We start from the raw sequence: 22,208 nt of genomic DNA on the forward strand, positions 1-22,208 counted from the left end.
CTGGTGGGCTCACCGCTGTCGCTGTCCTCGCTGGAGGCCCGGGACCGCTTCCATGGCGCTCGGATTGGCGTCACCCACGGAGAGCCGTACATCCTGCGCGAAGTGCTGGGGCTGGCGGATCCGCTGGACCACTTCCGCAGGAATAGCTTCGCCCGGCCCCTGTTCTTCCCCTCACGCACATGAACGCCCCGCTCAACGTGGCCATCACCTGCTTTCCGACCTTCGGTGGCAGCGGCATGGTCGCCACGGAGATTGGCCTCGCGATGGCGGACCGGGGCCACCGCGTCCACTTCATCGCCCGGGACCTGCCGGTCCGGCTCCATGGCACGAACCGGAAGGTCGTCTTCCATGAGGTGACGGAGAGCGACTATCCGGCGCTCCAGCAGTCCAGCACCTATCCCATCGCGCTGGCCTCCAAGATGATTGAGGTCGCCAGCTACGAGCGCCTGGACATCCTGCACGTCCACTACGCGGTGCCGCACGCCACCGCGGCGTGGATGGCGCGCGAGGTGCTGGGCCCCCGGGCGCCGCGCGTCGTCACCACGCTGCACGGGACGGACACCACGCTGGTGGGAATCGACCCCAGCTACCTGCCGATCACGCGCTTCTCCATCCTGCGCAGCGACGCGGTGACGGTGCCGTCGGCCTACCTGCGCCGCGCGACGTGGCAGGGCTTCGACATCCCCGAGAGCGTCCCCATCGACGTCATCGCCAACTTCGCGGACACCGCGCGCTATGCCCCGGTGCGTGACCGCGCCTGCCTGCGCGCGCTCTTCCCGGACCTGGAAGACTCCGAGCCGGTGCTCATCCACGTCTCCAACTTCCGGCCGGTGAAGCGCATCTCCGACGTGGTCGCCATCTTCACGGAGGTCCACCGCCGCCGTCCCTGCCGGCTGGTGATGGTGGGAGACGGTCCGGAGCGCTCGCCCGCGGAGCGGATGCTGCGGGAGCAGGGCCTGGAGGGCCGCGTCGCGTTCCTCGGCAAGCAGGACCGCTTCGAGGAGCTGGTCGCCGCCTCCGACGTCTTCCTGCTGCCCAGCGAGCAGGAGAGCTTCGGGCTGGCCGCGCTGGAGGCGCTGAGCTGCGGCATCCCCGTGGTGGCCAGTGACCTGGGCGGAATCCCGGAGCTCGTCACGCACGGCGAGACGGGCTTCCTGGCGCCGCTGGGGGACGTCCCCGCCATGGTCCGGCACGTGCTCACGCTGGTCGAGGACCCGGAGCGCTGGCGGGGCTTCTCACGGCGCGCGCGGGCGCGGGTCCTGGAGCACTTCCAGATGGAGCCCGCCATCGACCGCTACGAGGCGCTCTACCGCCGGCTCCTGACGGGGCCCCTCCATCGCTGAAGGAGCCCCGGGAACCCAAGCGGGCTACTTCTTGTTCTTCCACTCCGCCAGGGCCTTGGAGACCTGGTCCTTGTAGAAGAAGTTCTTGTCCTTCTGCCCCAGGTCCCACGCGGTCTGCGCGGCCTTGCGGGCCTCGGCGTACTTGCCCATCTGCGACAGGACGCTCGCGCGGGTCCAGTGGGCGTACCACGTGGGGTTGGCGGCCACGGCCGCGTCAGCGTGCTTCAGCGCGGCGGCGTAGTCCTTGGCGGTGGTCGCCAGGTAGGAGGCCGCGCTCGTGTGCATGCTGGCCGCGTCCTTGTCCGCCTGCTCGATGTTGGCCTTCGCGAAGGCGGCGGTGTCCACCGTGATGGGCACGGAGACGCGCAGCTTCTCCCACTCCAGGTCCAGCCGCGTGCTGGTGTCCGTGGTGTCGGTGAAGAGGTACGTCAGGCGCTCGCGCGCCGGAATCTCCGTGGTGGTGGCGTTCACCGAGGCCACGTCCTTGGAGGCGTCATAGGGCGCGCCGCCCCGCCACAGGCCCAGGTCCGTGTTCAGCATCACCTTCCAGCCCTTCTGCGAGGGCAGGCTGACGATGGCGTAGGAGCCGGCCGGGACGGCCTTGTCGCCGAAGGTGACCGGGTGGCTGAAGGTGATCTTCGTCGCCGAGTTGGCGCCGCTGCGCCAGGGCTTGTCATTGGGGACCAGCTCCCCCCAGACCTTCCGGCCCTTCACGCCGGGGCTGGAATATTCGACGGAGATTTCAGACACACCCACCGCCTGCGACACCTTCGCCGCGGGGCTGGGGGCAGGCAGTTGGAGCTGGGCCAGCGCGGGCGTCGCCGCCAGGGTCATGAGCGCGGAGGCCATCCAGCCAAAGAGCGGGTTCTTCATGGTCTTCACTTCATCCTTTCCGACCCGCGAAGGGTCGCGGAGCGGGCGCAGTCGTAACGCGTCCTTCCCAGTGGACGCAAAGAACGCGATGGTCCCCTTCCCCCTTTTCCCCTGGAGTGAGTCGCATGCGCATCCTGTCCATGTCCCTCATTGCCGCCGCCCTCCTGGTCGGTTGCCAGGACGATCCAGCCCCCACGCCAGCGGACTCGGGCGTTCCCCAACAGGACTCGGGTGTCGCACTGCAGGATTCGGGCGTCCCTGAAGACGACGCGGGCACGGACGCGGGCACTCCGGAAGATCCGCTCCCCAGCGGGCCCCCGGTTCCGCAGGGCCCGCCCAACGTGCCCGAGTTCCAGCCGGCCTTCCCCGGCCAGACGCGCGTCCCCGCCATCCAGACGAAGACGGCCCTCCAGGTGACGGAGATTGCCTCGGGCTTCCGCAACCCCTGGGCCATCGCCTTCCTGCCGGATCAGCGCATGCTGGTGACGGAGAAGGCCACCGGCTCGCTCTACATCGTCACGCAGCAGGGCGCGAAGTCCCCCGCCATCAAGGGCCTGCCCGCCGTGGACGCACGCGGTCAGGGCGGCCTGCTCGACGTGGAGGTGGGCCCGGACTACGCCCAGAGCGGGCTCATCTACTGGACCTACTCCGAGCCCCGTCAGGGCGGCAACGGGCTGGCGGTGGCGCGCGCGCGGCTCGTGGACGGAGCGCAGCCCGCCGTGGAGGGCGTCCAGGTCATCTTCCGCATGATGCCCACGCTCGAGTCGACGCTGCACTCCGGCGGACGGATGGTGTTCACCCCGGACGGCAAGCTGTTCGTCACGCTCGGGGAGCGCTCCATCCTGGAGGGCCGCGTCCAGGCCCAGGACGTGAAGAGCCACTTCGGCAAGATCGTCCGCATCAACCCCGACGGCAGCGTGCCCCAGGACAACCCGTACCTGGGCAACCCGCAGGCGAAGCCGGAGATCTGGTCCATCGGTCACCGCAACGTCCTGGCCGCGGCGCTCGACAGCCAGAACCGGCTGTGGACGGTGGAGATGGGACCGCAGGGCGGTGACGAGGTGAACCGCCCCGAGGCCGGCAAGGACTACGGCTGGCCCACCATCGGGTACGGCGAGGAGTACTCCGGCGCGCCCATCCACCAGAGCACCCAGGCGCCGGGCATGGAGCAGCCCGTGTACTACTGGGATCCGGTGATTGCCCCCTCGGGCATGACCATCTACTCCGGGACCTTGTTCCCCGAGTGGAAGGACGACATGTTCGTCGGCGCGCTGGCCGGCCAGGCGCTGGTGCGGCTCATGGTGCGCAACGACCGCGTGGTGGGCGAGGAGCACCTCCTCAAGAACCTGAACGCGCGCATCCGCGAGGTGGTGCAGGGCCCCGAGGGCGCCCTCTACCTGCTCACCGACGCCACCAACGGCAAGCTGCTCAAGGTCACGCCGAAGTGAAGCCGTCGTAGGGCACCGCGAGGCAGGGACACCACCGCCGGCCCCGGCCCCCGCCGGAACTGGAGACGGCTCCATGAGCGAGTATCAGTGCTACGAGTTCATCGTGCTCGATCGCCCGCTGAGTCCCAAGCAGATGGCCGAGCTTCGCGCCATCTCGACACGCGCGGAGATCTCCCCCTCGCGGTTCTGGAACGAGTACCACTGGGGCGACCTGAAGGCCGATCCCGCGAAGCTCATGGAGCGCTACTTCGATGCGCACCTGTACTTCGCGAACTGGGGCACGCACCGGCTCATGCTGCGCATCCCGAAGGCGCGCGTCGCGTTGAAGCAGCTCAAGCCGTACTTCGACCGCGGGGACGCCGCGCGCCTCATCAGCACGGGTGAGCACGTCCTGCTCGACCTGAGCAGTGGCATCGAGGAGTTCGAGGACGACGAGCAGAGCCCGGGCTCGCTCGCCGCGCTGTCCCCGCTCCGGTCCGAGCTGATGCGCGGCGACCTGCGTCCAGCGTATCTGGCCTGGCTGCTCGGGGTCTCCGCGGGCGAGCGCGATGACGACGCCGAAGAGCCGCCAGTGCCCTCGGGGCTCGGCGACCTGAGCGCGGCGCAGGAGGCGATGGTCGAGTTCCTGCGCATCGACCCCGACCTCGTCGCGGCGGCCGCGACCGGGAGCGCCCACATGACGGCGGACGGCACGCAGCTTCACCAATGGCTCGCGGCGCTCCCCGTCAAGCAGAAGGACGCGTGGCTGAAGCGCGCGGTGGAAGAGCCGGAGCTGGCCCTCGGTGGCGAGCTGCTTCGGGTCTTCCGGACGACGATGAAGGACGAGCGTTCCGGCCCACGGCGCACCGCCGGCGAGCTGAGGGCGCTTGCCGGGACGCAGCGAGCTGCCCGGATGAAGGCCGAGGCCGCGCGCGCGAAGAAGGCCCGGGCCGCCTCGGAGGCGGCGCGCGCGCGGCACTTGAAGAAGCTCGCTCACGATATCGAGGGCGCCTGGGCCGAGCTCGAGAGGCTCGTGGAGGCCAGCGACTACGACGGGGCCGTGAGGCTCGCCATCGACCTGCGCGACCTCGCGTTCCGAGATGCCAAGGGCATGGCCTTCGCCCGCCGCTTCGAGACCCTCCGCAAGCGTCAGATGCGCCGCCGCGGGTTCTTTGACCGGTGGAAGCGCGCGAACCCGAACGGGGCAGCGAACGGGTGGATGCGATGACCGCGAGGGCCGCCAGGCAAGCAAAGACCCAGGAGGGCCAGGCACCCGCGCCCGCGAGGGACGCGCAGAGAGCCGAGGTGCAGACGGCGTTCCCGTCGCCTCTGGCGGCGGTGCGAGGTTGACGATGGTCGGCGGATTGGAGGCAGCCTCCCGGCTCCGAGGAGACCGTCTCACGAACACTTGGAAGTCATTCCCGCGACACGCCTCGTGGCGTCCGCCCACCCTGCGCGAGCAGGTCCTTCGGGCCCGGGGGGGGCCGCTGTCAGAGGCTCACCGCATCAAGGCTGAATGGATTTGACGAAGTCAATGAAGGCACGCAGCGGCGTCGGCAGGTGGTGTCTGCCGGGGTAATAGAGGAACGGCCCGGGGAAGCTCGGCCACCAGGGTTCGAGCAGGGGTTCGAGCTCGCCCCGGGCGATGTAGGGACGCAGCCAATCCTCGAAGTCGTAGATGATTCCGGTGCCCGCCACGGCCGCCTCCACCGCGAGGTCCGTCGTCGTGCCAAGCCCGACAATCAGCGGACCCTTCGGATCGACCTTGAGCGTCTTCCCATTGCGCTCGAACTCCCACGCATGCAGCGGGCCGCTCGTGAACCGCCCTGCCAGGCAATCATGGTCCAGCAGCTCGCGCGGATGTCTGGGCCGCCCACGGCGCGCGAGGTAGGCGGGGGAAGCGGCTGTCGCGAAGCGCTGGACGCGAGGACCGATGGGGACCGCCACCATGTCCTGCGCGAGCCGCTCTTCGTAGCGGATGCCCGCGTCATAGCCCTCCGCCACCACGTCGACGAGGCGCTCCTCGGCGATCACCTCCAGGCGGATATCCGGGTACTTCGCGAGGAACGGCGGCACGATGCGCGGCAGCACGAGCCGCGCCGCGGCGATGGGGACGGTGAGCCGCAGGCGTCCCGCGGGGCGGTCGCGGAAGTCGTTGACCACGTCCAACGCCGAGCGCACCTCGCTGAGCGCGGGCGTCAGCCGCTCGAGCAGCCGGGCCCCTGCGTCCGTCAGCGTCACGCTGCGCGTGGTGCGATGGAGCAGCCGGACGCCGAGCCGGGCCTCCAGCCGGCGGACCGCGTCGCCCATGCGTGAGGCGCTGCTGCCCGTCGTGCGAGCAGCGCCGCGGAATCCGCCCTCGCGGGCGACCGTCATGAATGCCGTCAAATCCGTGAGCTCATCCATCGCTGTGCGGATTTTCGCACGGCCTGTGCACATTGCCACCGATAGTCGCGCAGTGACTCCTTTCGTAGATGAGGGGTGCACCTCCCTTCACCCAGGAGCTTCACCGTGCCCCACCCTTCCATCTCAGGCAGCTACCGCATTGGCACGCACACCGTTCGCCGCGTGGGTTACGGCGCGATGCAGCTCGCGGGCCCCGGCGTCTTCGGTCCGCCCAAGGACCACCAGGCGGCGCTCGCGGTGCTGCGAGCGGCCATCGAACAGGGCGTCGACCACATCGACACCAGTGACATCTACGGCCCCCACGTGACGAACCAGCTCATCCGTGAGGCGCTGCATCCGTATCGCGACGGACTGGTCATCGCCACGAAGGTCGGCGCGGTGCGCGGCCCCAACGGCTCCTGGGAGCCTGCGTTCTCCCCGGCGGACCTGGAGCGCTCGGTCCACGACAACCTGCGCAACCTCGGGCTCGACGTGCTCGACGTCGTGAACTTCCGCGCGATGTTCAGCGCCGAGGGCCCGGTGGAAGGCTCCATCGAGGCGCCGCTCACCGCGCTCGCGGAGCTTCAGCGGAGGGGTCTCATCCGCCACATCGGGTTGAGCAACGTCACGCCGGCGCAGGTCGCCGAGGGCCGCAAGGTCGCCGAGATCGTCTGCGTGCAGAACCACTACAACCTGACGCACCGGCGGGATGACGCCCTCATCGACCAGCTGGCCGCCACGGGTACGGCCTACGTGCCGTTCTTCCCCCTGGGCGGGTTCACGCCGCTCCAGTCGAGCACGCTGAACGACGTGGCCACCCGGCTGGGCGCGACCCCGATGCAGGTCGCGCTTGCCTGGCTCCTGCACCGGTCCCCCAACGTGTTGCTCATCCCGGGGACGTCGTCGGTCAAACACCTCAGGAAGAACCTTGCCAGTGCCGCACTGACACTGAGCGCCGAGGACATGGACACTTTGAACCGTCTTGCCGAACGGGCCTGACAGGCCTGGGGGGAAGCATGGACAAGCACCGGCTGGAAGCGTTCAGCGACGGCGTCATCGCCATCATCATCACCATCATGGTGCTGGAGCTGAAGGCACCGCACGGCAGCGAGCTGTCCGACCTGCGGCCGCTGGTCCCCATCTTCCTCAGCTATGTGCTCAGCTTCGTCTACATCGGCATCTACTGGAACAACCACCATCACCTCTTGCACACCATCAGCCATGTCACCGGCAGCGTGCTGTGGGCGAACCTGTACTTGTTGTTCTGGCTGTCGTTGATTCCCTTCGCCACCGGCTGGATGGGCGAAAACCATTTCTCATCCGTGCCGCTGGCGCTCTATGGCTTCGTGCTCCTGATGTGCGCCTTCGCCTGGAAACTGCTGCAAGCCCGTTTGGTGGTGATGCAAGGCCGGGAGTCGGCACTGGCCCATGCGGTCGGGCGCGATCTCAAGGGCCGGATTTCACCCGCCTTCTACGTGGCCGGAATCCTCAGCGCCTTTCTCAACGGGTATCTGTCCGAAGCCATCTATGTGCTGGCCGCGTTGATGTGGCTGGTGCCGGACCGTCGCTTCGAGAAAGCCACGCACGCCAGCTAGGGCACGTCCCCGACGAGTCACCCCCTGGGCGAGGCCCAGGCAAGACGGCGGGTGGCTGGTGCCTCGTCGTGACGGAGCCCATAGTCGCCAGACATGGCACGCATCTTCATCACGGGGTCTGCGGACGGCTTGGGCAAGGCCGCCGCCCGGACGCTTCTCGCCGACGGTCACGAGGTGATTCTCCATGTGCGCAGCGAGCAGCGGCTCGCGGGTGTGCAGGACCTGGTGACGCAAGGCGCGGCGGCCCTGGTCGCGGACCTGGCGGCGCTGGAGCAGACCCGTGACCTCGCCAGGCAGGTCAACGCGCTGGGGCGCATGGACGCCGTGATCCACAACGCAGGTGTGTACTCCGACCCGTCCGTCCTGTCCGTGAACGTCGTGGCGCCCTACGTGCTCACCGCGCTCATCCAGCGGCCCCAGCGCCTCGTCTACCTGAGCAGCGGGATGCACCAGGGCGGGCGGCCGAACCTCGAAGGCATGGATTGGAGCGGAAGCCGCGTCACGGGGAGCTACTCGGACAGCAAGCTCTTCGTCACCACCCTGGCCGCGGCCATCGCCCGGCGCTGGCCGGACGTCTTCAGCAACGCGGTCGACCCGGGCTGGGTCCCCACGAAGATGGGCGGCCCCGACGCGCCAGATGACCTGCGGCTCGGCCACCTCACGCAGGAGTGGCTGGCGACCAGCGACGCCGCCGAGGCACGCACCACGGATGGCTACTGGCACCACCAACGGCGGGTCGAGCCGCATCCCGCGACACGCGACCTGGCGTTCCAGGCCCAGCTGCTCGACGCGCTGGCTCGGGCCACCGGCGTTTCGCTCCCGCCGGGTCCCTGACGCACGTCATCCCGTCTGACGAGCCAGGTAGTAGACGTTCCCGCCCGGGTCCGTGTGCTTCGCTTCCAGCGTGAGCCCGTGCGCGCGCAGCAGGTCGCGATACCCGTCGACGCTGTACGAGTGATAGCGGAACGGCACGCCATCCATCGGCGCACCGTCGATGGATCCGTGGATGTCGCCCGAGGTGAAGAGGAACACGGCGCCAGGTTTCAAGGCCTTGGCGATACGGGCAATCGCCTGTTCCTGCGCGTCGTGGCCCAGGTGGAACAGGACGCCCCACGCAATCGCCGCGTCGAACGCCCGCGCCGGAAGTTCACACGCCTGGATGCGCGCGCAGTGCACCGGAACGTGGGGGAAGTTCGCCTGGAAGCGCGCCAGCAGCTCGCGGGAGCTGTCCACGCCCGTCACCTGGCAGCCGTGCTCCAGCAGCACCCGCGTCAGCGGCAGCCCCGTGCCGCAGCCGACGTCCAGCACCGAGGCACCGGCGGGAAGCGAGGCCGCGAGCGCGGTCACCTCCGGAACGCCCATGGAGCCCGTGCGGTGGGCCGCGTACCAGTCCGCGATCAAGTCGTACTCGTGCACGTGTCAGCACCTCAAACCCGCACTGGTGGGTTTCCCCTATTTTCACGGGTTGTCCATTTTCGTATCCCTCCAAGCAAACATCACTTCGCAGGGGGGGGTTGACCATGATGCGCAGGTTCCACTGGCTCGCCGCATGTCTGTCGCTCTCGGTTTACGGCTGTGGCACCGAAGACCTTGAGCCCACCGTGGCCTCGGAGACGGAAGCGCGCGTCCTCACGGCTCCGGCGAGCCTGGCTCGCTGAACGAGTCCCTGTCGGACATCTTCGCCGCAGTGTGCGAGAGCTGGTCGACCGCGTGGTCCACCAGCGCGGACATCTGGAAGATTGGCGAGGACGTCTGGACGCCCGCCACGCCCGGTGACGCCCTCCGGTACATGAACGACCCGGCCCTGGACGGCTCCTCGTTGGATGACTACGGGAACTTCTCGTCCAGCACCGACCCGCATCAAGGCTCGGGCATCTCGAACCTGGCGTTCAAGCTGCTGGCCACGGGCGGCACGCCACGTCCCTGCCCCCCCTACAGCGGGACGGTGAGCAGCCTCAGCGGCACGCTGAACTCGAACCGGTACTACTGCGCGAGCGCCGCCGCGTTCGCCTCGACGCTGTTCACCATCACCGGAGGCACCGGTGACGCGGACCTGTACGTGAGGTTCGGCGCGGCGCCCACGAAGACCACCTACGACTGCCGGCCCTACAAGACGGGCAACACCGAGGCGTGCACGGTCCCGGTCCAGCCCACCGCGGGCAAGTACTGGATCATGATCAACGCGGCCCAGGCCTACTCCGGTGTGACGCTCAGCTATTCCTTCTGAAAAGCGCCGGGTGAGGATGTTGTCGCAGCCACCTGGGGCGGCGCGTAGAGTCGCCCCAGGTCATGACTCTCTCTCCTGAGCCCTCCGCGCTCCGACGCTTCGCGGCCAGGCTCCTGCTCCCCTTGACGTTCGCCATCTGGGGCGTGGTGTGTGCCGTCCCCATGTGGGCCAAAAACGCGCGGTACTGTTTCTGGCACTACGACATGGGCATCTACACCCAGGCGCTGGCCCGGCTGTCCTTCCAGGACCCGAACCCCTGGCTCAGCGCCCGGCAGGTCTTCATCTTCAACGACCATTTCGATCCGGTGCTCTGGCTTGCCCGGCCGCTGGTGACAGGACTGTCACCCAGTCAGGCAGCCGTCGTGGCCGAGTGCCTGGCGGTGCTGCTTTCAACAGCCCCCATCCTCTGGCTCCACCACCGGAAGCTGTTGGACCGGGGCGCGACGTTCCTGCTGTGCACGCTGCTGCTGCTCAACTCCGGCGTGCAGAGCGCCATGGCCTATCCCGTCCATCCCACGACGTGGGCCGTGTTCCCATGGACGCTCCTGGCGGTGGCGTACTGCCTCCGCCGGCCAGGATGGATGCTCTTCGCACTGGCACTGCTCTTCTCCTGCAAGGAGGAGTTCCCCTTCGCGGGCGTGATGCTCGCGGGAGGGCTCGCCTGGCGAGGTGAGCGGCGCGCGGCGCTCGCGGTGGGCGTGCTGACGGTGGCGTGGCTTGCCTTCGTGTTCGCCGGGCGCCCGGCGCTGATGGGCCCGGTGGTGGACTACGGAGGCCGGCTCCTCCCGAAGCCGGGCCAACCCCTGACGGCGTTTCTTTCCGAGCGGCTGACACCGCGGCACCTGAGCAACGCAGGCTCCATGCTCCTCATCTTCGTGCCCCTGGCCCTCTGGGCATGGCGGGAGAAGTGGCGGCCGGATGCCGTCTGGCTGTCCGTGCTGCTGCCGATGCTGGGCATCCGCTTCCTGGGCATGGCGTGGCGCGACCACTACGGCGCGCCACTGCTGGCCGCGGCGGCGATGGTGCCGCTGCCGCTGCTGCTCAAGCGCCGCCCGCCTGTCTGGGTATTGGCGGGGACGGCCCTGTTGCTGCTCACCACCAATGAGAGCGTGCTGCGACGCACGTGGCGTGCGATGGCCGAGCCTGAATCCTTCCCGGCCTACTGCCCCGACACGCCCCAGCGGCTCGCCAGCGTGGGTCAGGGCGTGAAGACCCTCCTGGAGAATCCCGAAGGCCGCGTGCTCTTGAGCGGGAACCTCGTGGCGCCGCTCGCCGCGCGCGATGAAATCTACGCGGTGGACGGCCCCCAGCCGCCGGGGACGCTGCGCTACGCGTGGGTGCTGGTCGAGAAGCCCGGCGGAAACACCATCCCGACTTCGCCGGAGCGGATGGAGGAGCTCATCGCCCGCTGGCGCAAGGCGCCGGACACACGGCTCCTCATCGACGACGCCCACGTCTTCTTCGCTCAGGGCGATTTTTCACTGGAGACGGGCGGCGCCATGAGCGCGGGTGGAGAGGCCGTGAGCGAGCCCAGGTAGAGCCGGCCGTGGACTCCGTTGGGCTGCTTGGAAGACTGCCACGCCTCCGGCCCCGGGCTGATGCCGAAGACGTTGCACTCCACCCCCTCACTCCAGACATTGTAACGGCAGGCGAACTGGGTGCCGCGCTGGAAGCCCACGTCCAGGAAGCGCACCGAAGGCAGTGCACGGGCCACGCGAGCGCCCATGGGCTGGTAGTCGCCATCCCAGCTCACCTCCGTGGTGCGCGCGTGGACGCTGCCCGCGAGCACCAACGTCCAGGCCTGGGGGCGCTTCGCTTGGGCACCCAGCAGGTGCTGGGCCATCCGCGCCTCGCGCTCATTGCCACGGGCCTTGTCGGAGTCGATGGCGGCCAGGGCCACGTCCCTTCCGGAGACACGCAAGCGGCGCACCTGCTCGACGAGCCCCAGCATGGCGCGGCTGCTGCGTCCGTCCTGATAGGTCCGGCGCCAGAAGGCGCTCTCGGACAGGAGTTGCCGCACGGCCTCGGGGCCGCCGTCGCTGGACAGGTAGCGCTCCAGGAGCGGCTGCTCTGGCGCGGGAATGGACAGCGCCAGCGTCACCGGCAGGCCCTGGGCCGTGGCCTCGCACACCATCCGCAGCGCCACGGACGGCACCTCGTGCGTGCCCAGGGGGTCCGCCACCAGCAGGACGCCTCCCGCGGCGAACAGGGACGCGGCGTTCTCCACCGGAGCACCACACGCGGGCGCGAGGGGGGTGGCCGGGGTCTCCCCCTTCTCACCCAGCGCCGAGGGATCCAGGGCGACGGGGGGATTGCCTCCCACCAGCTCCAGCGCGGGGGCCATCTCCAGCAGCTCCAGGAGCTTCTGCTCGACGGCCAGGTCTCGGTAGCCCTGCGCCGGCCGGAAACCCTCCAGTCCGGGGACGTTGCTGAAGGCGGCCAGGTCGGGGAGCTGGCCCTTGGACCGGCCGGGTTCCTCCGGGGCGGAGACCCCCTCCTGGAAGTACCGGATGCGGAAGACGCGAACGAGTGCCTGCCGGGAACCCAGCCGCTTTCCTTCGATGTAGTAGCGCTCGGGCGGCGTGACGTCCGGGATGAAGGAGGTGAACATCATCAGGCCCCCCTCCTTCTCCATCACGGCATAGCGGTCCTTCTCGAAGAGGTACCGGGTCGTCATCAGCGCGTCCTCGACGGGCAGGTGATAGACGAGCTCGTGCTTGGGGGCCTCGTAGCGGCCCGTCTCCGGGTTGTACCGGTCGGCCAGACCTCGTGTGGCCGTCGCACATCCGGCACACCCCAGCAGGCCCAGCATCAATCCAAGTCGTCGCATCCGTCTCTCCGGCTCCTGAGCGCGTCAAACACTGGAACGTCTGGCGTGCGTGGACATACTGCCCTGCCAGGAGATTCCATTCATGCCCATCCTGCCGAAAGAGCGAGACTCCAGGCTGATCACGATCCGTCGCGGCGGGAGCCTGACGGACGAGGACCACCACCTGCTCGCGGAGTGGGCCGCCGTCTGCGCGGAGCACGTCCTGCCCTTCTTCGAAAGCGCGTCTCCCAAGGACGCGCGTCCCCGTGACGCCATCGCGGTGGGACGGGCGTGGATCCGGGGCGAGGTGCCGATGCGTGACGCGCACAAGACCGCGTTCGTGGCCAACGCCGCGGCGCGTGCGCTGCCGGACCCGGCGAAGTTCGCGGCGCTCGCGGCAGGACAGGCGGTGGCCGTCGCCCACGTCGCCGCGCACTACCTGGGCGCGGCTGCGTACGCCATCCGGGCCGCCGCCGCGTCAGTGGCTCCGGAGGACGCGGAAGCGGCCCGGATGCGGGAGCTGGAATGGCAGCACAAGCGCATCCCCACCCGCCTCCGTGAGCTGGTCCTCGAAGACCAGCGGGCGCGAAATGCCATCTGCTGGGGCGTCTTCACCCGCTGAAGGAGACAGGCACGGACACTTCGTCCCGCCCGGCAGCGCGGCCTCCGGTCAAACTGTCACACGCGTTGACCTCTCCGGCGGGGGCCCAGAGTGGCACTCCCTGGCGTACTGCTTGCAAATCATCGCGGATGGGAGGCGCACATGGCGCGATTGCAGTGGGGACTGGGTCTCACCTGTCTGCTGTTGGGAACGAGCGCGGGGGCAACACATCCCAGCATCCGAGCGAAGTTCAAGACGGATTACCGTGAACAGCGTTTCGAGCAGCTCACCGCCGACGATGCCGAGACCCGGGAGGAAATCCCCGCCGAGGGGACCCTGGAGGGCCCCTTCCTCAGGCTGTTCTCAGAAGTCATCCAGAAACAGAACAACTTCAAGTTCGCCACCTGGGTGCTCTGCGTGTCGCCCACGCCCGAGGACGAGGGCACCGCCCTCCTCGTCGATTCCGTCAGCCGCGTCGAGATGCCCGGCAAGAAGGGCCACGAACTGGTCGTCTCCTACCGGCGGTTGAAGAATCCCGACAGGCAGTCCACGCGCAAGGTCTGGCCCTATGCGGTCCTGATGGCCTATGGATGGCATGACCGGGTCCGCTGTCAGGCAGCGCCGGAATGACAGACGCCTGACCGGCTCACGCCGCCGGTGAACAGGTTGACCTGAAGGGAATCGCGACCTCGAACCTCTACGGCCTCGGAGGGACGGTGTCGAACTTCGGCGCCTCGTCCGCGACGTCGTAGTAGTCGCCCTTGTCGGCCATGTAGACGTGGACCGCGATGCGGGTGTGGGTCGGCGTGTCGAAGGCGCCCATCGCGATTCCAATCCAATCGCGGTGCAGCGGGTCCCAGAACAGCGACGAGCCGCAGACGGAGCAGAAACCGCGGCGCGCCTTCTCCGACGACTGGAACCAGCGGACCTGGTCCGCGCCCTCGATGGTGACGGCAGAGCGCGGCACGTCGCTGGAGACGAAGTAGTGGCCCGAGTGCTTGCGGCATTTGCCGCAGTGGCAGGCGTCGGGGGCGGGCAGGTCGCCCTCGACGGTGAAGCGGACCGCGCCGCACAAACAGGAACCGCGATGCATGGACGACCTCCTCACGACGGGCGAACGTCCTCCGGCCACTTGCGCTCCACGCCGGTGGGGTTCTGACTGTACAGCTCCGCGAGCCGGGCCTTCACCTCCTCCACCGTGCCGACGATGACGTAGGTCCGCGTCTTGAGGTCGCCAGGCACGTTCTCCGACATGCCGAAGGTGACGCCGAGCTTGGTGCAGTCGTCCTCGGGGTTGCCGAGGTCGAACTGGTGCAGGCGGTACTGGAGGTCTGCCCGGTCCTCGTCCGGCGACCAGATGGCCATGGCGTGCGTGCCCCCATCCGTAGCGACGATGAGCGGCACGTTGCCCCCCTCGTCCGGGAAGCCCTTTCGCGGCTCCCCGTCCTTCGGAGGCTCCGAGTGGATCCGGGGGTACTCGCGCGTCTCGCCCGTCGCCGGGTCGAAGCGGTAGTGCTTCTCGAACTCGCCGTTGAGGTAGGTGGTGGGGACCTCGGCGTAGATCTTGTCGTGGGAGGCGGCGAGCTGGATGTGGCTGTCGTACTGGATGACGTTGTCGTGGCCACCCACGCCCACGGTGATGTCCTTGGTGATGAGGTCCTCGGAGACCAGGGTCTCGTTCCTGGCGTACGGTTCGCTGTTGTACTCGCCCGCCTCCTCTCCCGGCTCCAGCCAGTAGGCGGGGTGCACGGTGCTGGTCATGCTGCCGGGCTGCGCGCCGTAGCCCACCACCTGCGTCGTGGAGATGGGGTCCGACTTGTTCCGATTGCTCCCCGCCTCGGTGGGCATCAGGGCCTCGTCGTAGCCGTCCAGTGAGAAGGCCACCTGCATCTGCCGGCCATGGTCCTTGTTGTTGATGTACTGCTTGCCGCCGTAGTTGAGACTGGTGACAGCGCCGCCGTGGCTCGCGGAGGTGCCCATCTGCACCGTCGCGTTGCCAAAGGAGGTGTCCCCGTTCAACGGGCCGGTGGTGCCGTAGGGGCCCGTGGGCCCCTGGGTGCCTCCGGGGCCCTGCGTCGCCGTCGCGGTCATGTCCCCGCCGGGCCACGCGGTGCCCAGGGGCTTTCCCTCCTTGGAGAAGGCCTGCACCTTGCCGCCCAGGTCCGCGAGGTAGCCGTTCTGGAACTCCTGGAAGGGCACCGCATCGGGCTTGCCAGCGGCGACGCGGGCGTCACGGAACGCCTTCACCATCGGATCATCGAGGAACGGCGGACGGGTCTTCACCGCGTCCTCACGGCCGGAGTTGGGATGGCCCAGCAGGGAGTTGGTGCCCTGGCGCCCATGGGTGAAGGTGTTGTCCGAGTAGGCCTTGCAGATGTCGCCGTACACCTCGAAGGACACCCACTGGTTGCGGTCCGAGGGGTTCGGGGCCTGCCCCGCCTCCGGACGGCAGAAGGTGTAGAGCTGCATCTGCCGCTCGCCGACGGCGGGAAAGTCCTGGAAGAACGCGGGGACGTTCTCGTTGCCGGGCACGGTGGAGCGGCCCGCGGGATACACGGGCGAGCGGGAGCCATGCATGGCCTGGTCGGCGGCGAGGTCCGGCAGGGTGGTGCCGCGCTTGCGCTTGAGCTCGTCCTCGGCGCTGCCCCTGAATTGCTCGCAGAAGGCCTGCCAGTCCTCGACGGACGGGTTGGAGACGTCCGGAGGAGGATTCGTCTCCGCGAGGGCCCTGTGGGACGAAGGCGCCGCGGGGCGGGACTGGGGCTCGAAGCTGCTGCGGGAGAACAGCTCGCGCAGCATGCGCTCGGCGGTGGAGTCCTGCGACGTCGTTGCTGGCTCGGCCGTGTCCGCGTTCGATGACACCCGGAGACCATTCAGCGCCGATGAGAAACGAGAAATTCCGTCCATGTGTGCCTCCCCCTGAGGCGGGCCGCGAGCTTCGCTGCCCTTCATGACGATCAGCGGGCGAATCCATTGCCGGATCGCTGAATCAATCCCGGCCGAACAGGTGCTCAGTTTAAAAGCCGGAATCCCCCCCCCCCCTCCACGTTCGACCGGGAGCAGCAGTGATGCCAGGAACGCAGTTACGAGTCGTGTGCGCGGTCTTCTCGCTTCTCGTGGGCTGCTCGACGCAGCCGTCACCGGAGCTGGCGGTCGCGCGAGCGGCCGCGGTCATGCAGGACGCCAACTTCGCCGACTCGGTCTTCGTCGGTGGCCTTCAGGGGCCCACCACCATGACCTTCGCGCCCGACGGGCGCCTGTTCGTTTCGGAGAAGAACGGCGCGCTGCGCGTCGTCGTGAACGGCCAGCTCCTGGCGGCTCCGTTCATGACGCTCGCCGTGGACACCGACAACGAGCGTGGGCTGATGGGCGTCGCGTTCGACCCCAACTTCGCCAGCAACCACTACCTCTACGTCTATTACACGTCCGTCGCGGGCAGCATCCACAACCGGCTCAGCCGCTTCACCGCCAATGGCAACGTGATGGTCCCCGGCAGTGAGCTGGTGCTCGCCGACTTTCCGACGCTCGACGCCGCCAACCACAACGGCGGCGCGGTCCGCTTCGGACTCGACGGCAAGCTCTACGTCTCCCTCGGTGACAACGCGGTCTCCTCCAATTCGCAGAGCCTGAACACGCCGCTCGGCAAGCTGCTGCGCTTCAACCCGGACGGCAGCATCCCCACGGACAATCCGTTCCATGCGACCGCCACCGGGCTCGCCAAGGCGACCTGGGCCATGGGGCTGCGCAACCCCTTCACCTTCGACGTGCAGCCCGGCACGGGCACCCTGTTCATCAACGACGTGGGCGAAGGTGGCTGGGAGGAGATCAACCGCGGCCAGGCCGGCGCCAACTACGGCTGGCCCATGACGGAGGGCTACTTCACGAACCGCCCGGAGCTCACGCAGCCGTTCTTCGCGTACCCGCATGGCTCCGGCACGGCCGCTGGCAACTGCATCGCGGGCGGGGCCTTCTACAACCCGCCCGTCCCGGCCTTCCCCAGCGCGTATGTGGGCCAGTACTTCTTCGCGGACTACACCAACAACTGGATTGCCCGCATCGACCCGAACAGCGGCGCGCGTTCGCTGTTCGCGACGGCCACCCCGGGGCCCGTGGACCTGGATGTCGGGCCGGATGGCGCGCTCTATTACCTGGCGCGCGGCGCGGGCCAGGTGGGCCGCATCGCATACACGGCCTCGCTGCCGCCGAGCATCGCGCAGCAGCCGGCGAGCACGTTGGTCTCCGCCGGCTATCCGGCGGCCTTCACCGTGTCCGCCAGTGGCGAGCCGCCCCTCACCTACCGGTGGCAGCGCAACGGCGTGGACATCCCCGGCGCGACCTCGCCGGGCTACGAGCTGACCGCCGCGCAGCTCACCGACAGCGGCGCGCGCTTCCGCGTGGTCGTGACGAACGGGCTGGGCTCGGCCACCAGCGCCGAGGCCGTGCTGACGGTGACGACCCACAAGCCGCCGGTGGCCACCATCGTGACGCCGGCCTCGGGCGCGACCTACGTCGCGGCCACGAACCTGACGTTCTCCGGCTCCGCCAGCGACCTGGAGGATGGCGCGCTGCCGCCGAGCGCGATGACCTGGAACATCACCTTCCACCACGACACGCACACGCACCCGGCCATGGCCGACACCTCCGGCGTCGCGAGCGGGAGCTGGCCCATCCCGAACATCGGCGAGAGCTCCGCCAACGTCTGGTATCGCGTGCGGCTGACGGTGCGTGACTCCATTGGCCTCACCCACACGACGTATCGCGACGTCCACCCCGTCACGGTCCCGCTCACGGTGACCAGCGTGCCTGGCGGACTGCAGGTCCTGATGGACGGGCGTCCGGTCGCGGCGCCGCATGCGACGACCGGCGTGGTCGGAGTCGTCCGCTCCGTGGGCGTCGAGTCGCCGCAGTACGCGAACGGGAAGTTCTGGGCGTTCTCGTCGTGGTCGGACGGCGGCGCGCAATCCCATACCTTCGTCACGCCTGCCAGCGCGGCCACGTACACCGCGACGTTCACCGAGACCTCGGGCGGCAGCTGCTATCAGATCCAGAGCGAGCGCTCCGACAAGTGGCTCACCGTGGACGGCGCGGGCAAGGTGGTCGCGGGCAGCACGGCGCAGGCCGGCGGGCAGGTGTTCCAGCTCGTTCCGGCGGGCACCCGCTACAAGCTCAAGGGCTCGGGCGACGCGTTCCTGACGGTGGTCGCGAACCAGCTCTCCATGAGCGCCGACTTCACCAGCGGGGAGTCGTTCACCCGGCTGGCCTGCGGCTACGGCACGCGCACGCGCGTGGGTTTCCAGGCCGCCACGGGGAGCGCGCCCCACTGGAAGGAGACCACGCCGGGCGCGCCCATCCAGAGCGGTGACGGCGGCAATGGCGGCGCCTGCAACCCGGGCGATGGCGGTGCCTGGGAGGGCTTCTACCTGGAGCCCGTGGCCTGCCCGGATGGCAGCACCGGCCCCGTGTGCGGCAACGGCACGGTCGAGAGCGGCGAGCAGTGCGACGACGGCAACACGCAGCCGGGCGATGGCTGCGATGCGACCTGCCACACCGAGGCCAGCGGCAGCGCGGGGTGCTTCCGCATCCAGAGCGAGCGCTCCGACAAGTGGCTCACCGTGGACGGCGCGGGCAAGGTGGCCGCGCTGGGCACGACGCAGACCGGGGGCGCCGTCTTCGAGCTCGTCCTCAGCGGGGCGAAGTACAAGCTCAAGGGGACGGGCGGCGCGTTCGTGGCGGTGGTCGCGGATCAGCTCACCGTGAATGCCTCGTCCAGCACGGCGGAGGCGTTCACCCGCCATGACTGCGGCGTCCACGGCGGCCGCAACCGTTATGGCTTTGAATCGTCGGCCGGCACCGCGCGCAACTGGAAGGAGACCGCCACCGGCGCGCCCATCCAGAGCGGCAATGGCGGCAACGGGGGCATCTGCAATCCCGCCGACGCCACCTCGTGGGAGGCCTTCTACCTGGAGCCTACGACCTGCCCCTGAGTCGTCGTGCCATCAGCGCCGGATGCCGGTGAGCGCGAGGCGCAGCACCCGGCGCGCGGTGGCGGGCTCGTTTTCGTTCGCGATGGCGATGGCGTTCGCCAGCATCAACAGGTCCTCCGCCGTGGCGCCAGCCTGAAGCGCCCCGGCGGAGGACGCCCGCGAGACCAGGACCTTCAACACGTCGAGCACCATGTCGGTGCAGCAGATGTCTTCAGCGGGGAGGCCCTCCGGACCGGCGAGCAGCGCGGCGGCGAGCCCCTGGTGGGTCGAGGTGTAGACCGTCACCTCCTCCAGCCAGGCCTCCAGTTCGTCGGCGGGCCTGGCTCCGGGTCGCGCGGCGCCCCGCGCACAGAGCTGCGCGACGCCATCGCGGAAGACCGCCTCCAGCAGCGCCTGCCGCGACGGGAAGTGCCGGTGCAGCGTCGCCGAGCCCACCCCCGCCCGCCGGGCAATCTCCTCGAGTGACGCCTGCGCGCCCTCCCTGGCGACCAGCTCCGAGGCCACCTCGACGATCCGCTCCCGGTTGCGCTGCCCATCCGCGCGCAACCGCTTCCCCTGCTCCACGGCGCACTCCTCCTCACGGGCCTCTTCTTTTTGACAAACGGGGGCCCCCTCCGTATTTAACACGGCAATAAACGGTGGGGTCCCCCACTTACGAAGGAGCCGCCGATGAGCCTCAACGATGTCGTTCTGGTCACCGCCGCCACGGGCCGCCAGGGTGGCGCCACCGCCCGCGCCTTGCTGGCCGAGGGCCGTACACGGGTGCGCGTCCTGGTGCGCGATCCGGAGGCGCCGAACGCCCGGGCCCTGAAGGCGGCTGGCGCGGAGGTGGCCGTCGGAGACCTGGACGCCCCCGCGTCGCTGCGCGCCGCCTGCGCCGGGACGCGGGCGGTCTTCTCCATGCAGTCACCCATCGTCTCCGCGACCGGCGTCGACTTCAGCAAGGAGCGTCAGCAGGGCAGGAACCTCGTCGAGGCCGCGCTCGCCGAGGGCGTCGAGACGTTCGTGCACACCGCGACGTCTGGCGTTGGCGCCCACCGCCAGGTCGAAGGCTGGGCGGAGGGGCGCTGGAAGTCCCACGAGGACTACTGGGAGAACAAGCTGGCCACGTGCGAGCTCGTCCGCACCGCCGGCTTCAAGCACTGGACCGTCATCCTGCCCTCCACCTTCATGGACCACGCGATGTTCGACCCCGCCGGCTTCGTGGACGGGCGCCGGCTGCTCACGGTGGTCAAGGCCGACAAGCCGCTCGGGATGATTGCTCCCGAGGACATTGGCAAGGCGGCCGCGGCGGCCATCCACGACCCGGCGAAGTTCCATGGCGTGACGCTGGAGCTCGCGGGGGACGTGCTCACGCTTGCGCAGATCGTCGAGATCCTCTCGCGCGTCCACGGCAAGGAGTACGTCCTCCAGTCCGCCACGATTGAAGAGGCCACCGCGGCCGGCCTGCATCCGAAGGTGGCGGAAGGCATGACGTACATGAACGTCGCCCCGCTGCTGGCCCGGCCTGAAATCGCGCGCTCCTACGGCCTCTCACCCATGAGCTTCGAAGCCTGGCTGCGTCAGCTTCGCGAGAGACCGTGACGCGCGTTCTGTACCGCACCGGATTATTGAGACACCAGGTTGGCCGTAATCAGGCCGCTTGCTTCTGTATCAGCTGCTGGGCTGCTGCACGGGAGATGGCCCGTTCTGCACCACAAGCGGAAGCAGGCGCTGGACGCACAAGCCGTCCAGCGCCCTTTCGCCAGGGACAGGAACCCCGCGCGCTACCCCTTGCCGAAGGCCTTGGCGAAGAGCTTCTCGACGCCGGACTTCTCCGGCTCGATGGCGATGGAGGGCGCGGGCACGCCCATGGCGCCGGCGAGGGCGGGACGCAGGCCCGACGCGATGCCCGGCTTGATGTGGTGACGCAGGTCCACCGCCACGTCGCTCTTCACGTGGGTGCCCACGCCCATCGCCGTGTTCACGTCCGCGGAGTGCTTGAGGAAGCCGTTCTCGATGCCGAACTTGCCGCCCGCCTGGGCCGAGGCGCCCGCCACCGCGCCCGCGGTGACCGAGCCGTGCACCCGGCCCACGTGCCCGCCCGCCGTGCCGTACACGCCCGCCGTGGCGCCCGCGCCCACCTGACCGGAGACCATCGCCGTGGCCGTCCTCGGGTCCACCGTGGCCACGCCCTCCGCGAAGGCGGAGGCGGAGACCTTCGCCTCACCCTTCACGTAGCCGCCCACGTGCCGGTTGAAGTCGTGGTTCGCGCTCGCCGTGACGCCCACGCCCGTCTCCGCCTTGGCCGTCAGCGCGGCCGTGTAGGCGTGCGAGTTCGTGTCGGCGGACACACCGGCCTGGGCCTGCGCCTTGAAGCTGTTGGCCTCGCCGGTGACCTGCGCGCTGGACACGCCGTAGCGGCCCGCGTGCGACTTCTGCCACTCGTAGGAGGCGTTGGGGCCCTGCACCCCGGCCTGGGCCGAGTAGTGGTGCACGCCACCGCCGCTGTGGCTGGTGGTGGAGGCCTGCGCCGACCCCATGTTCGCGCTCAGCCGGCCGCCGCCGAAGGTGTCCTTCTGGTAGGGCGTGGCCGGCTTGTCGATGAACATCGTCTGCTTCGCGTTCGCGGGCGCCGTGAGCTTGTTGTCACCGCCGCTCACCGACACGTCCGAGCCCTGGCCCGTGGTCGTCTCCCAGGGGCTGTAGGAGGGCTGGCCCTCGGGAGCCCCCGCGTGCTTCGGCGGCGTGCCCGTGGTCGCGGCGGGCGTCGTCGCCGTGGGCTTCGTGGCCGTGGCGGCCGGCGGCGTGGGCTTCGTGGCCACGGGCGCCGTCGTCGCCGTGGGCTTCGCGGCCGGGAGCGTCGACGCGCGCGCCGGCGGCTTGGGCTGGGACACCGTGGAGGTCGGGAGCGAATTGGAGCGCGACAGGGAGGAACCAATGCGACGGGCCATGGGAGCAACCTCGGGAGTACGGCGAAGGGGG

At 69.3% G+C, this 22,208-nt stretch carries 21 protein-coding genes and 1 pseudogene; 14 read left to right on the forward strand and 8 right to left on the reverse strand.

The window, feature by feature from the left end:
* Both D7X55_RS05475 and bshA read left to right on the forward strand, forming a co-directional pair.
* A pseudogene (locus D7X55_RS05475) lies at positions 1-183 on the forward strand (bacillithiol biosynthesis deacetylase BshB1); the annotation flags it as partial.
* Complete coding sequence (gene bshA / locus D7X55_RS05480; RefSeq protein ID WP_121722432.1) at positions 180-1,343, forward strand: N-acetyl-alpha-D-glucosaminyl L-malate synthase BshA; 1,164 nt, start codon at positions 180-182, stop codon at positions 1,341-1,343. The pseudogene D7X55_RS05475 and the gene bshA, both read left to right, overlap by 4 nt.
* Before the next feature lie 24 nt (positions 1,344-1,367).
* On the opposite strand, the gene D7X55_RS05485 is transcribed toward bshA, so the two are convergent.
* The gene (locus D7X55_RS05485) at positions 1,368-2,225 is read right to left on the reverse strand and encodes a DUF2911 domain-containing protein (RefSeq protein WP_121722433.1); all 858 of its coding nucleotides are present in this window, start codon (positions 2,223-2,225) and stop codon (positions 1,368-1,370) included.
* Between the two features lie 116 nt (positions 2,226-2,341).
* On the opposite strand from D7X55_RS05485, the gene D7X55_RS05490 reads away from it, so the two are divergent.
* Positions 2,342-3,664: a PQQ-dependent sugar dehydrogenase gene (locus tag D7X55_RS05490; RefSeq protein ID WP_121722434.1), complete on the forward strand. Its 1,323-nt coding sequence runs from the start codon at positions 2,342-2,344 to the stop codon at positions 3,662-3,664.
* Between the two features lie 73 nt (positions 3,665-3,737).
* On the forward strand, positions 3,738-4,871 hold the full coding sequence (locus D7X55_RS05495; RefSeq protein ID WP_120546912.1) for a hypothetical protein: 1,134 nt from the start codon (positions 3,738-3,740) through the stop codon (positions 4,869-4,871).
* Positions 4,872-5,149: 278 nt separating this feature from the next.
* Here D7X55_RS05495 and D7X55_RS05500 read toward each other — a convergent pair whose 3' ends face one another.
* Positions 5,150-6,082, reverse strand: a complete 933-nt coding sequence (locus D7X55_RS05500; RefSeq protein ID WP_306437701.1) for a LysR family transcriptional regulator — start codon at positions 6,080-6,082, stop codon at positions 5,150-5,152.
* Positions 6,083-6,154: 72 nt separating this feature from the next.
* Here D7X55_RS05500 and D7X55_RS05505 point away from each other — a divergent pair, with 72 nt between their 5' ends.
* The 3 genes from D7X55_RS05505 to D7X55_RS05515 all read left to right on the forward strand — a co-directional run bounded on the left by D7X55_RS05505 (position 6,155) and on the right by D7X55_RS05515 (position 8,457).
* Positions 6,155-7,027, forward strand: coding sequence for an aldo/keto reductase family oxidoreductase (locus D7X55_RS05505; protein WP_121722436.1), 873 nt, complete (start codon positions 6,155-6,157; stop codon positions 7,025-7,027).
* Between the two features lie 17 nt (positions 7,028-7,044).
* Complete coding sequence (locus D7X55_RS05510; RefSeq protein ID WP_121722437.1) at positions 7,045-7,623, forward strand: TMEM175 family protein; 579 nt, start codon at positions 7,045-7,047, stop codon at positions 7,621-7,623.
* 93 nt (positions 7,624-7,716) lie between these two features.
* Positions 7,717-8,457: an SDR family NAD(P)-dependent oxidoreductase gene (locus D7X55_RS05515; protein WP_121722438.1), complete on the forward strand. Its 741-nt coding sequence runs from the start codon at positions 7,717-7,719 to the stop codon at positions 8,455-8,457.
* Positions 8,458-8,463: 6 nt separating this feature from the next.
* On the opposite strand, the gene D7X55_RS05520 is transcribed toward D7X55_RS05515, so the two are convergent.
* Entirely contained in the window at positions 8,464-9,039 is a 576-nt protein-coding gene (locus tag D7X55_RS05520; RefSeq protein WP_121722439.1) for a class I SAM-dependent methyltransferase, read from the reverse strand.
* A 104-nt stretch (positions 9,040-9,143) separates the two neighbouring features.
* Between D7X55_RS05520 and D7X55_RS43255 the strand changes: the two genes are divergently transcribed.
* The 3 genes from D7X55_RS43255 (at position 9,144) to D7X55_RS05530 (ending at position 11,388) form a co-directional block, all read left to right on the forward strand.
* Positions 9,144-9,281 carry a hypothetical protein gene (locus tag D7X55_RS43255; protein WP_158626322.1) on the forward strand — a complete coding sequence of 46 codons (138 nt, stop codon included), beginning with the start codon at positions 9,144-9,146 and terminating at the stop codon, positions 9,279-9,281.
* 29 nt (positions 9,282-9,310) lie between these two features.
* A complete protein-coding gene (locus D7X55_RS44085) occupies positions 9,311-9,850 on the forward strand; it encodes a pre-peptidase C-terminal domain-containing protein (protein ID WP_121769262.1) in 540 nt (179 codons plus the stop codon).
* A gap of 62 nt (positions 9,851-9,912) precedes the next feature.
* Positions 9,913-11,388 (forward strand): DUF2079 domain-containing protein, encoded by a 1,476-nt coding sequence (locus D7X55_RS05530; RefSeq protein ID WP_121722440.1) that lies wholly within the window; start codon positions 9,913-9,915, stop codon positions 11,386-11,388.
* Here D7X55_RS05530 and D7X55_RS05535 read toward each other — a convergent pair.
* Positions 11,316-12,680 carry a hypothetical protein gene (locus D7X55_RS05535; RefSeq protein WP_120546920.1) on the reverse strand — a complete coding sequence of 455 codons (1,365 nt, stop codon included), beginning with the start codon at positions 12,678-12,680 and terminating at the stop codon, positions 11,316-11,318. The genes D7X55_RS05530 and D7X55_RS05535 overlap by 73 nt on opposite strands.
* Positions 12,681-12,762: 82 nt before the next feature.
* On the opposite strand from D7X55_RS05535, the gene D7X55_RS05540 reads away from it, so the two are divergent.
* Complete coding sequence (locus D7X55_RS05540) at positions 12,763-13,281, forward strand: putative immunity protein (protein WP_121722441.1); 519 nt, start codon at positions 12,763-12,765, stop codon at positions 13,279-13,281.
* Between the two features lie 141 nt (positions 13,282-13,422).
* A complete protein-coding gene (locus D7X55_RS05545; protein WP_120546922.1) occupies positions 13,423-13,890 on the forward strand; it encodes a hypothetical protein in 468 nt (155 codons plus the stop codon).
* Between the two features lie 67 nt (positions 13,891-13,957).
* Here the strand turns inward: D7X55_RS05545 and D7X55_RS05550 are convergent, their stop codons facing one another.
* Positions 13,958-14,353, reverse strand: a complete 396-nt coding sequence (locus tag D7X55_RS05550; RefSeq protein ID WP_120546923.1) for a GFA family protein — start codon at positions 14,351-14,353, stop codon at positions 13,958-13,960.
* An 11-nt stretch (positions 14,354-14,364) separates the two neighbouring features.
* Positions 14,365-16,122 carry a hypothetical protein gene (locus tag D7X55_RS05555; protein WP_121722442.1) on the reverse strand — a complete coding sequence of 586 codons (1,758 nt, stop codon included), beginning with the start codon at positions 16,120-16,122 and terminating at the stop codon, positions 14,365-14,367.
* Positions 16,123-16,352: 230 nt separating this feature from the next.
* Here D7X55_RS05555 and D7X55_RS05560 point away from each other — a divergent pair, with 230 nt between their 5' ends.
* Positions 16,353-19,244, forward strand: coding sequence for a PQQ-dependent sugar dehydrogenase (locus D7X55_RS05560; RefSeq protein ID WP_233609616.1), 2,892 nt, complete (start codon positions 16,353-16,355; stop codon positions 19,242-19,244).
* A gap of 12 nt (positions 19,245-19,256) precedes the next feature.
* Here D7X55_RS05560 and D7X55_RS05565 read toward each other — a convergent pair whose 3' ends face one another.
* Positions 19,257-19,808 (reverse strand): TetR/AcrR family transcriptional regulator, encoded by a 552-nt coding sequence (locus D7X55_RS05565; protein ID WP_120546926.1) that lies wholly within the window; start codon positions 19,806-19,808, stop codon positions 19,257-19,259.
* A gap of 105 nt (positions 19,809-19,913) precedes the next feature.
* Here D7X55_RS05565 and D7X55_RS05570 point away from each other — a divergent pair, with 105 nt between their 5' ends.
* On the forward strand, positions 19,914-20,828 hold the full coding sequence (locus D7X55_RS05570; protein ID WP_121722444.1) for an NmrA family NAD(P)-binding protein: 915 nt from the start codon (positions 19,914-19,916) through the stop codon (positions 20,826-20,828).
* A 182-nt stretch (positions 20,829-21,010) separates the two neighbouring features.
* On the opposite strand, the gene D7X55_RS05575 is transcribed toward D7X55_RS05570, so the two are convergent.
* A complete protein-coding gene (locus tag D7X55_RS05575) occupies positions 21,011-22,177 on the reverse strand; it encodes a hypothetical protein (RefSeq protein ID WP_121722445.1) in 1,167 nt (388 codons plus the stop codon).
* Between the last annotated feature and the right edge of the window lie 31 nt (positions 22,178-22,208).

Source organism: Corallococcus sp. AB049A (assembly GCF_003668885.1).
GTDB classification, from domain to species: Bacteria; Myxococcota; Myxococcia; order Myxococcales; family Myxococcaceae; genus Corallococcus; species Corallococcus interemptor.